Source organism: Halomonas sp. NO4, from assembly GCF_010994375.1.
Classification (GTDB): Bacteria; Pseudomonadota; Gammaproteobacteria; order Pseudomonadales; family Halomonadaceae; genus Halomonas.
Genome location: NZ_WHMA01000028.1, coordinates 25,852 through 35,208, shown reverse-complemented (window position 1 = coordinate 35,208; position 9,357 = coordinate 25,852). Strand labels below are relative to the sequence as shown.

The window sequence follows — 9,357 nt, the reverse complement described above, 5'->3', positions numbered from 1 at the left end:
GGCAGAGCACTGGGTGCATATCCGCACCACCAACCCGATCGAGTCGACCTTCGCCACGGTCCGGCTACGGAGTAAGCGCAGCCGGAACTGCGGTTCCCGGGCGACGACCCTGGCGATGGTCTTCAAGCTGCTTCAGAGCGCTCAGAAGCGCTGGAGGCGCATCAAGCATTTCCAGAAACTGGAGCTGGTCGTCAGCAACGTCAAGTTCCAGGATGGAGAGCAGGTAACCGATCAGTCAGACAGGAATGCGGCCTGACCGCCATCCACCAGAATTGACAATAACTCGTTGATAGGCTGTCTGTGACCATTTGCGGTGCGGTTGTAAGACAATGGCAGTAAATGCCTCGCCCGCTTCCTGTGGGGTTGGCCTAGTTAAGCAGGTCAGCTCGTTCAACGAGCTGTGGTGGTTAAGCAGGAGCTTCTTCACCTGGCTTGGGCGGTAGCCAAAGGGCACGGGAAGCAAGACTTGCATTGGCTGGGCGAGTACCAACCGCGACTCGTTGAATGCGCGGTCAGTGTTTCACTGGCCATCTCGCCTAGGGTGTAGGTAGAGGCAACAGGACACCCAGGGGGAAATCCGGCGGTGAAGCGATGAAACGTCTCGTGCTGGCAGGCTTGGCGCTGGTCGTGGTGGGCATCGTCGTGGTGGCCGTGCGACCGCCGTCGTCGTCACCACCGCCGGCCGCGCCGGCAGTCGACGAGGACCTGACGGCGGATGAGCTCGAGGGGCGCCGCGGTGCCTTGGTGGATAGGGTCGTTTTCACCCAAGAGGCGGACGTCGGCCGCGTCACCGGGCTCATCGAAGCCGGCAAGATCCAGGTCTTCGGCCAGGGGATCGCCAACCCCACGGTGTTTCGCCAACTGCGCGATTCGCTGCAGGCGGACTACGACGTCGCCTACGGCACTACCAGCGAGCTGACGCTCAATCCGGCCGGCCCCACCCTGGAGACCGGCGGGCTCAACCCTTTCCACGTGCCGGCCATCCGCGAGGCGCTCAACCGCCTGGTGGATCGCGACTACGTTGCCCAGGAGCTCTACGGCGGCCTGGCCGTGCCGCGCTTTCTGCCGCTCTCCACCGCCTTTCCCGACTATGCACGCCTGGCCGGCGTGGCACGCGAACTGGAGCTGCGTTATGCCCACGACCCCGAGGCGGCGCGCGAGACGATCTTCCGCGAGATGGAAGCGCTGGGCGCGGAGCGGGTCGACGGCCAGTGGCACTACGACGGCGAGCCGGTGCGGCTGATCGGGTTGATTCGGACCGAAGATGCGCGCCGACAGGTGGGCGACTACATCGCAAACCTGCTGGAAGACCTGGGGTTCGTGGTCGAGCGGCGCTACCGCACGGCGGAGGAGGCCTCGCGCATCTGGATCGCCACCGATCCGGCGGCCGGCCAGTGGCACTTCTACACGGGCAGTTGGATCGCCATCGCCATCCAGCGCGACCAGGCACAGGTGTTCAGCTTCTACTACACCCCGCGGGGTCGCGCCGAGCCGCTGTGGCAGGCTTACGAGCCATCCCCCGAGTTCGATGAGCTGACCGAGCGTTTGCAGCGTCGCGACTACGCCACCTGGGAGGAGCGCCAGGCGATGATGGCCCGCGCCCTGGAGCTCGCCATGGAGAACTCCGCGCGGGTCTGGCTGGTCGACCAGCTCAACGTCTCGGCGCGGGCCGCCAATGTCGAAGTGGCGGTCGACCTCGCCGGCGGGCTCTCCGGCTCGGCACTGTGGCCCTACACCCTGCGCTATACCGACCGGGTGGGGGGCGAGATGGTGTTCGGCACCCCGGGGCTGCTCACCGAGCCCTGGAACCCGGTGGCGGGCAGCAACTGGATCTTCGACCAGATGATCCTCCGCGCCACCCAGGATCCGGTGGTGTTGCCCGACCCCTTCACCGGCCTCTTTCGCCCCCAGCGGATCGACAGCGCCGAGGTGACCGTGCAGGAGTCGGTGCCGGTCGTGCGCACCCTCGATTGGCTGGACGTGAACCGGGTCGACGAGATCCCCGTGCCCGAGGCGGCCTGGATCGACTGGGACAGCGAGGCCCAGGCATTCGTCAGCGTGGGCGAGAAGCACCCCGAAGGCATCACCGCCCGCACGCGGGTGCGTGTGAACTATGAGGAGGCGCTGTTCGAGCGGCGCTGGCACGACGGCTCGCGGTTCTCGCTGGCCGATATCGTGATGCCCTGGATTCTCACCTTCGCGCGGGCCGACGAGGCGAGCCCGCTGTTCGATGTGGCTCACCTGCCGACCTTCGAGGCCTTCCAGCGCCATTTCCGGGGCTGGCACATCGTCTCCCGCGATCCGCTGGTCATCGACATCTACAGCGACCAGATTTTCCCCGACGCCGAGACCATCGCGGCGTCGCGCGCGCCCCAGCCCCAGCCCTGGCACACCCTGGCGCTGGGCATCCTGGCCGAGCGCAGCGGCGAGCTGGCCTTCTCCTCCAACAAGGCGGACCGCCTGCAGGTCGACTGGATGAGCCTGGTGGCCGGGCCCAGCGTGCCGATCCTCGCGCGGCATCTCGAGGCGGCGCGCGCGGACGAGACGCTGCCCTATGCCTCCGTGCTGGGCGATCTCGTCGGCGAGAACGAGGTGGCCGAGCGCTACCGGGCGCTCGCCGACTGGCACGCCGAGCGGGACCACTTTTGGGTCGACAGCGGCCCATTCCAGCTCGCCTCGGTGCACCCCGTGGCGGGCAGCCTGGTGCTCGAGCGCTTCGCGGCGTTCCCCGACCCGGCCGACAAGTGGCTGCGCTTCAGCCAGCCCATGGTGCCCGAACTCGACTTGGAGGGGCCCCTGGTGGTGGAAAGCGTCTCGCCCGCCCACCGGTCGGCGCTGCCCGACGAGGGCGACGCTCAGCAGGACGATGACGAGACGAGCGCGGTACGCTTCGATCTCGAGATCACCTTCCAGGGCGAGCCCTATCCCCGCGAGGCGATCGAGGAGGTGCAGTACCTGCTGTTCGACGGGCGCGGCAACCTGGTCGCCCGCGACGAGGCCCGGCCCCGGGAGGCGGGGCGCTGGCGTATCGCCCTGACCCCGCAGACCCTGGCCCGACTCGGCACCGGCGCCAACAGCCTGGAGATCGCCGTGACCAGCCAGCGGGTGGCCCTGCCGACCTTCGCCTCGCATGTCTTCGCCACCGTGCCGCCGGGCGGCCTGGAGGTCGTGCCATGAGCCAGAGCCCCGCCCCGATCCAGCGGCCGGCCCGCCGCGGCTGGCTGCGCGACCTGCGGCGCCTGCTGCTGTACACCGCCAAGCGGCTGCTGGCGCTCTTCGTGACCGTGCTGGTGGGGGTCTACCTGACCATTGTCATCGCCAACATGGGTGGCCAGGTGGATGAGCTGCGCCGCGTGCAGATCCGCAGCGAGGCCGCCGAGGCGGTGCGGGCCGACCCGGCGTTCCAGGACCTCTCCTCCGAGGAGCGCCACGAGCTGATAGAGCGCCAGGTGGCGCTGGAGGTGGAGCGGTTGCGCCTCGACGAGCCCTTCATGGTGCGCAGCGTCGACTACCTGCAGCAGGCCATGCGCCTCGACCTGGGGCGCGCCGAGCAGATGCACAGCGACCGCGGCTCCCGGGCGGTGTACGACATCATCGTCGAGCGCCTGCCGGCCACGGTGCTGCTGTTCGGCACCGCCAACCTGCTGGTGTTCTTCACCTCGGTGTTGGTGGCGCTGTTTCTCTCGCGGCGCTACGGCAGCGCGCTGGACCGCAGCGTCGTCGCTCTGGCGCCCACCTCGGCGGCGCCCGGCTGGTTCTACGGTATCTTCCTGATTCTGCTGTTCGCCTTCGTGGTGCCGTGGCTGCCGGCCGGGGGCATGGTGGCCGTGCCGCCGCCCGAGTCGAACTGGGCCTATGCGGGTAGCCTGGTGCGCCACTTGCTGTTGCCGGTGGCAGCGATGTTTCTGTCGCAGATCTTCATCTCCATCTATTCCTGGCGCACCTTCTTCCTGATCCATGCCAGCGAGGACTACGTGGAGATGGCCCGCGCCAAGGGCCTGCCGTCGCGGCTGATCGAGCGGCGCTACATCCTGCGTCCGACCCTGTCGCCGATCATCACCAGCTTCCTGCTCATGCTGATCGGGCTGTGGAGCGGCGCGATCATCCTCGAGCAGGTCTTCAACTGGCCGGGGCTGGGCTCGTTGCTCTTCCAGGCCATCGGCCACCGCGACACCCCGGTGATCATCGGCAGCGTGGTGATCTTTGCCTACCTGCTGGCCGTCACGGTCTTCCTTCTCGATATCCTCTATGCGCTGCTCGACCCGCGGGTGCGCATCGAAGGAGGTCAGCGATGATGGGCGGACGGTGGCGCGAGGGCCTTGGCGAGCTGCGTCGCTACCCCTCGGCGCTGGTGGGCATGGCGATCATCGCCGCCCTGGTGGGGCTGTCGCTCTACACGGTGATCGCCATCCCCTATTCCGAGGCGCTGGCCCAGTGGCGCGGCGGTGAAGTGTGGCAGCGCCACCCGGTCAATGCCGGGCCGGTCTGGCTCGACCGGCTGACCGGCGGCGAGGCGCCGCGCACCCGCACCGTGTCAAGCGAGGCGGCCGAGGTGGAGTCGCGGGCCTTCGAGGGCGGACGCCGCCTGCGCATCCCGCTTGCCTTCGACTTTGATGCCGGCGGCTTTCCCAGTGAGATGAACCTCTTCCTGCGCGCCGAGGGACATGACCAGCGCCCCTTCGTGCGGCTGGTGTGGCAGACGCCGGACGGGCGCGAGATCGCGCTCGGCGGCCACCGCCTGGGTGAGCGGGAACGCATCGCGCTCTCCCAGGATCGCGCGCTGGAGCGCCGTCTGGGCGGGCTGGTGCCGCACATCGGGCTGCTCGCCGACCCCAGGAGGGAAGAGGAGCCGCAGGTGCTGCCGGGGCGCTACACGCTGCTCCTCGATGCGGTGGTGTTCGATGCCGAGGCGAGCCTCACGGCCGATCTGGTGCTCTACGGTCAGGTGCACGGCCTGGCCGGCACCGACCACCAGCGCCGTGATCTGAGCCTGGCGTTGATGTGGGGCACGCCGGTGGCGCTGGCCTTCGGTCTGTTGGCGGCGGTGGGCACCACCATCACCACCCTGGTCATCGCGGCGGTGGGGGTGTGGTATCGCGGCTGGGTGGACGCCGCGATCCAGCGCCTCACCGAGGTGAACATGATCCTGCCCATGCTGCCGATCCTTGTCATGGTCGGGACGCTGTATTCCACCAGCATCTGGTTGATGCTCGGGGTGGTGGTGGTGCTGGGCATCTTCAGCGCCGGGATCAAGATGTACCGGGCGATGCTGCTGCCGATCCGCGAGGCGCCCTACATCGAGGCGGCCCAGGCGTACGGGGCGGGCAACGGGCGCATCGTGCTGCGCTATCTGATCCCGCGCATCCTGCCGGTGCTGATCCCCACCTTCGTCACGCTGATTCCCACCTTCGTGTTCCTCGAGGCGTCGCTGGCCGTGCTGGGGCTCGGCGACCCGCTGCTGCCCACCTGGGGCAAGGTGCTCAACGACGCCCAGCAACAGAGCGCGCTCTACAACGGCTACTACTACTGGGTGGTATCGCCGGCGGTGCTGCTGATGCTCACCGGGCTGGGCTTCGCCATGCTCGGCTTCGCCCTGGACCGTGTCTTCAATCCGCGGCTGAGGAGCCTGTGATGAGCGAGACGCTGCTGCGCGTGGAAGAACTGGCGCTGCACTACCGGACCCGCCAGGGGACGGTGCGGGCCGTGGATGGCATCAGCTTCGACATCAGGCGCAATGAGGCGCTGGTGGTGCTGGGCGAGTCCGGCTGCGGCAAGAGCTCGCTGGCCAAGGCCCTGATGCGCGTGCTGCCGCGCAACGTCGCCCACCAGGGCGGGCGGGTCCGCCTGGGCGAGGTAGAGGTGTCGGCGCTGCCCGACGAGCGCTTCCGCCGCGAGGTGCAGTGGTCGCGCCTGGCGCTGGTGATGCAGGCCTCCATGAACGCCCTCAACCCGGTGGTGCGGGTGGGCGAGCAGGTCGCCGAACCGCTGCGGGTGCTGCACGGCTGGTCGCGCAAGCGCGCCCTGGACCGGGCCGTGGAGGTGCTGGAATTAGTGGGAGTGTCTACGGATTTCCTGGCGCGCTACCCCTTCGAGCTCTCCGGCGGCATGCGCCAGCGCGTGGTGCTGGCCATGGCGCTGGTCGCCGAGCCGGAGCTGGTGATTCTCGACGAGCCCACCTCGGCGCTCGACGTGCTCACCCAGGCGAGCATCATGAACGCCCTGAAGCGCATCAAGCGCGAGCTGGACACGAGCTTCATACTGATCACACACGACGTCGCCACCTCCAGCGAGCTGGCCGACCGGGTGGCACTGATGTACGCCGGCCAGCTCGTCGAGGTCGCCGATGCCGCGCGCTTCTTCGGCGAGCCGGCCCATCCCTATTCGCAGATGCTGATGGCCAGCGTCCCGCGCCTGCGCCAGCGCACCCGCCCGGAGCCGATTCCCGGCCAGCCGCCGAGCCTCTTCGATCCGCCCGGCGGTTGCCGCTTCGCCGAACGCTGTCCGTATCGCTTCGCGCGCTGCGCCCAGGACCCGCCCGCCTTCCGTCTAGGCGAGCGGCATCGGGCGCGCTGCTGGCTGCATGCCGAGAATGAGGGCAATCCGGGAGGTGGCCGATGAGCAACCGCGAGATGGCCGAGACCCGCAGCGCCGGTGAGTCGCCGCTGCTGGCGGTGGAGGGGCTGCACACCTGGTTCGAGCTGCGCCAGTGGGGGTTCCTGCGCGTGGGCTCGGTGCGCGCCGTGGACGGGGTCGATTTCGCGCTCGAACGCGGCGAGGCGGTGGCCTTCGTGGGTGAGAGCGGCTGCGGCAAGAGCTCGCTGGCGCGAACCCTGCTCGGCCTGCACCGGCCCACCCGGGGCGAGGTGCGCTTCGGCGGACGCTCGCTGGGGGCGCTCAAGGGGCGTGAGCTCAAGGCGTACCGCGCCGAGGTGGGCTATGTCCAGCAGGACCCCTACGGGGCGCTGCCGCCCTTTCTCGACGTCGGGCGCATTCTCGCCGAACCGCTGATCATCCATGGCGTCAAGGCGCGCGCCGAGCGCGAGCGGCGCATTCGCGCAGCGCTCGAGGAGGTGCGCCTGTCGCCGGCCGAGGAGTACCTGAGCAAGTTTCCCCACATGCTGAGCGGCGGCCAGCAGCAGCGGGTGGTGATCGCCCGCGCCCTGATCCTGGCGCCATCGCTGGTGATCGCCGACGAACCGGTGTCGATGCTCGACGCCTCGGTGCGGGTGGAGATCCTCGAGTTGCTGTGGCGCATTCAGCAGGAGCGCGAGCTGACGCTGGCCTTCATCACCCACGACCTCTCCACCGTACGCCACTATGCAGAGCGTATCTTCGTCATGTACGCCGGCCGGGTGGTGGAGAGCGCTTCTGTGGACGACCTGCTCGACCACCCGCAGCACCCCTACACCCAGGCGCTGCTCGCGGCGCTGGCCGACCCCGACGCCGCCAATGCCACCCGCCTGCGCGAGGTCCCCGCGGGCGAGCCGCCGAGCCTCTTGCATCCGCCCGCGGCGTGCCGCTTCCATCCGCGCTGCCCGCATTTCATGGCCGGGCTCTGCGACCGTGACGACCCGCCCGACTTCGAGCCGCGCCACGGCCATCGCTCGGCCTGCTGGCTGCATCGCTGAGCGGCCTCGGGTGGCTACACTGAATGGGGCAATCGACGAAGTCAGGTATCTTGGGGAGGTGTGCCATGAGCAACGCACAGAGCTACCGGGGCGGCTGTTTCTGTGGCGCCGTGCAGGTGGAGGTGACCGGCGAGCCGGCTGGCATGGGTTACTGCCACTGCGAATCGTGCCGGCAGTGGTCGGCGGGCCCGGTAAACGCCTTCACTCTGTGGAAGCCGGATGCCGTTCGAATCACCCAGGGGGCCGACAACCTGGCCAGTTACAGCCGGACGCCGGCCAGTCGTCGCCAGTGGTGCCAGACCTGCGGCGGCCACGTGATGACCGAGCACCCCGAGATGGGGCTGATCGACGTCTACGCCGCGGTCATTCCCGACTTTCCCTTCGCGCCGGGGCTGCATGTCCACTACCAGGAGTCCGTGCTGGCGCTGCGCGACGGCCTGCCCAAGCTGAAGGACGTCCCGGCGGAGATGGGGGGTTCGGGCCAGACACTGGATGAGTGACGCAGGGCTCAGTGCGACGGCCGGGCGGCGAAGGGCTCGGCGCGTCGCTTGCCTGGTGTCGGCCCTTGGCAGCGACGCCGCGTGACCACGACGAGGCTGCCGGATGAGTCAAGGGCAGGCGATCGCAGCGAGACTGGCAGAGCGGCCGGTGCTGCCGGCGGCTCAGAGGCGCATCGCGGCGATCGACCTGGCGCGCGGCGTGGCCATCGCGCTCATGATCCTGAGCCACACGGCCAGTGGCCTGCTGGGTGTCGGAGAACTGCCCGACTGGGGCCTGGTGCCGATTCACCTGCTCACCAAGTTCGCCTCGTCACTTTTCATCACGGTGTTCGGGGTCGCCCTGGCGGTGGCCTTCCTGCCGCACACCGACGCGCCGGACTGGCCGCGCCGGCGCCTCAAGCTGCTGCTGCGCGGCCTCGAGGTGCTGTTCTGGTACAAGGTGCTCACGGTGGTCGAGATGCTGCCGCTGTACGCGCCGCAAGACATCCTCGATACCCTGCTGTACCAGCGCTTCCCCATCTGGGTCGAGATCCTGGGCTTCTACGCCATCGCGTTGCTGTGGCTGCCCTGGGGGCTGCCGCTGTGGCGTCGTCTGCCGCTTGCCGCACGGCTGCTCGCCCCGGTGGGCGTGGCGCTGCTTGCCGGCTGGCTGGAGCGCCATTTCGCCTTCTGGGGCAACGAGCCCCTCAAGGCGCTTCTCGTCGAGGACGAGGACCACTACGTCTGGGGCCAGCTCTCACGCCTGCCGCTGGTGATGCTGGGGCTGCTGATCGGCGAGGCGATCCTGCGCAGCGATGCACGGTCGGCGTGGCGCCGTCGCCTGGTACTGGCCCTGGTCGGGGCGGGCGGCGCCTTGCTGCTGGCCTTCGTGGCGGTGTCGCTGCCGGCGCTCGAGGCGGCGCTGGAGGCGGTGGCCTGGAACGATGGCAAGCACCCGCCGGCCCTACCCTTCATGCTGTTCAGCCTGGGTGGCGCCCTGATGATCCTGTCGCTCTGCCTGTGGGGCGGCGAGCGGGCGGCGCGCGCCTGGCGCCCGCTCACCGTCATCGGCTCCGATGCGCTGATGGCCTTCATCTTCCATATCGTGGCGATCTTCCTGGTGCTGCGCTTCCTGCTCCAGGCCTGGCAGGTCTACAGCTACCCGCAGGTGCTGGGCATCGCCCTGGCGCTGATCCTGGGCTCGGCCGGCTGGATCGCCCTGGTGGGCTGGATACGCCAGCGCCAGTGAG

7 protein-coding genes and 1 pseudogene are annotated in these 9,357 nt (G+C 69.0%); all 8 read left to right on the top strand.

From position 1 onward, the window contains the following. Positions 1-256 (top strand): annotated as a pseudogene (locus FEF15_RS15340) (IS256 family transposase); the annotation flags it as partial. A 335-nt stretch (positions 257-591) separates the two neighbouring features. After that, on the top strand, positions 592-3,177 hold the full coding sequence (locus tag FEF15_RS15335) for an ABC transporter substrate-binding protein (protein ID WP_163560044.1): 2,586 nt from the start codon (positions 592-594) through the stop codon (positions 3,175-3,177). Further along, positions 3,174-4,295: an ABC transporter permease gene (locus FEF15_RS15330; protein ID WP_163560043.1), complete on the top strand. Its 1,122-nt coding sequence runs from the start codon at positions 3,174-3,176 to the stop codon at positions 4,293-4,295. The genes FEF15_RS15335 and FEF15_RS15330 overlap by 4 nt, the downstream gene beginning before the upstream one ends. After that, a complete protein-coding gene (locus FEF15_RS15325) occupies positions 4,292-5,632 on the top strand; it encodes an ABC transporter permease (RefSeq protein WP_205598556.1) in 1,341 nt (446 codons plus the stop codon). The genes FEF15_RS15330 and FEF15_RS15325 overlap by 4 nt, the downstream gene beginning before the upstream one ends. Beyond that, a complete protein-coding gene (locus FEF15_RS15320) occupies positions 5,632-6,618 on the top strand; it encodes an ABC transporter ATP-binding protein (RefSeq protein WP_163560042.1) in 987 nt (328 codons plus the stop codon). The genes FEF15_RS15325 and FEF15_RS15320 overlap by 1 nt, the downstream gene beginning before the upstream one ends. Beyond that, positions 6,615-7,628 carry an ABC transporter ATP-binding protein gene (locus tag FEF15_RS15315; RefSeq protein ID WP_205598555.1) on the top strand — a complete coding sequence of 338 codons (1,014 nt, stop codon included), beginning with the start codon at positions 6,615-6,617 and terminating at the stop codon, positions 7,626-7,628. The genes FEF15_RS15320 and FEF15_RS15315 overlap by 4 nt, the downstream gene beginning before the upstream one ends. A gap of 65 nt (positions 7,629-7,693) precedes the next feature. Beyond that, on the top strand, positions 7,694-8,128 hold the full coding sequence (locus FEF15_RS15310; protein WP_163560041.1) for a GFA family protein: 435 nt from the start codon (positions 7,694-7,696) through the stop codon (positions 8,126-8,128). 103 nt (positions 8,129-8,231) lie between these two features. Further along, positions 8,232-9,356, top strand: a complete 1,125-nt coding sequence (locus FEF15_RS15305) for an acyltransferase family protein (RefSeq protein WP_163560040.1) — start codon at positions 8,232-8,234, stop codon at positions 9,354-9,356. The last annotated feature ends 1 nt before the right edge of the window (position 9,357 follow it).

Excerpts from the sequence above, each read along its gene's own strand:
- FEF15_RS15330 (WP_163560043.1), top strand. The coding sequence starts at position 3,174 with ATGAGCCAGAGCCCCGCCCCGATCCAGCGGCCGGCCCGCCGCGGCTGG.
- FEF15_RS15325 (WP_205598556.1), top strand. The coding sequence starts at position 4,292 with ATGATGGGCGGACGGTGGCGCGAGGGCCTTGGCGAGCTGCGTCGCTAC.
- FEF15_RS15315 (WP_205598555.1), top strand. The coding sequence starts at position 6,615 with ATGAGCAACCGCGAGATGGCCGAGACCCGCAGCGCCGGTGAGTCGCCG.
- FEF15_RS15320 (WP_163560042.1), top strand. The coding sequence starts at position 5,632 with ATGAGCGAGACGCTGCTGCGCGTGGAAGAACTGGCGCTGCACTACCGG.
- FEF15_RS15310 (WP_163560041.1), top strand. The coding sequence starts at position 7,694 with ATGAGCAACGCACAGAGCTACCGGGGCGGCTGTTTCTGTGGCGCCGTG.
- FEF15_RS15335 (WP_163560044.1), top strand. The coding sequence starts at position 592 with ATGAAACGTCTCGTGCTGGCAGGCTTGGCGCTGGTCGTGGTGGGCATC.
- FEF15_RS15305 (WP_163560040.1), top strand. The coding sequence starts at position 8,232 with ATGAGTCAAGGGCAGGCGATCGCAGCGAGACTGGCAGAGCGGCCGGTG.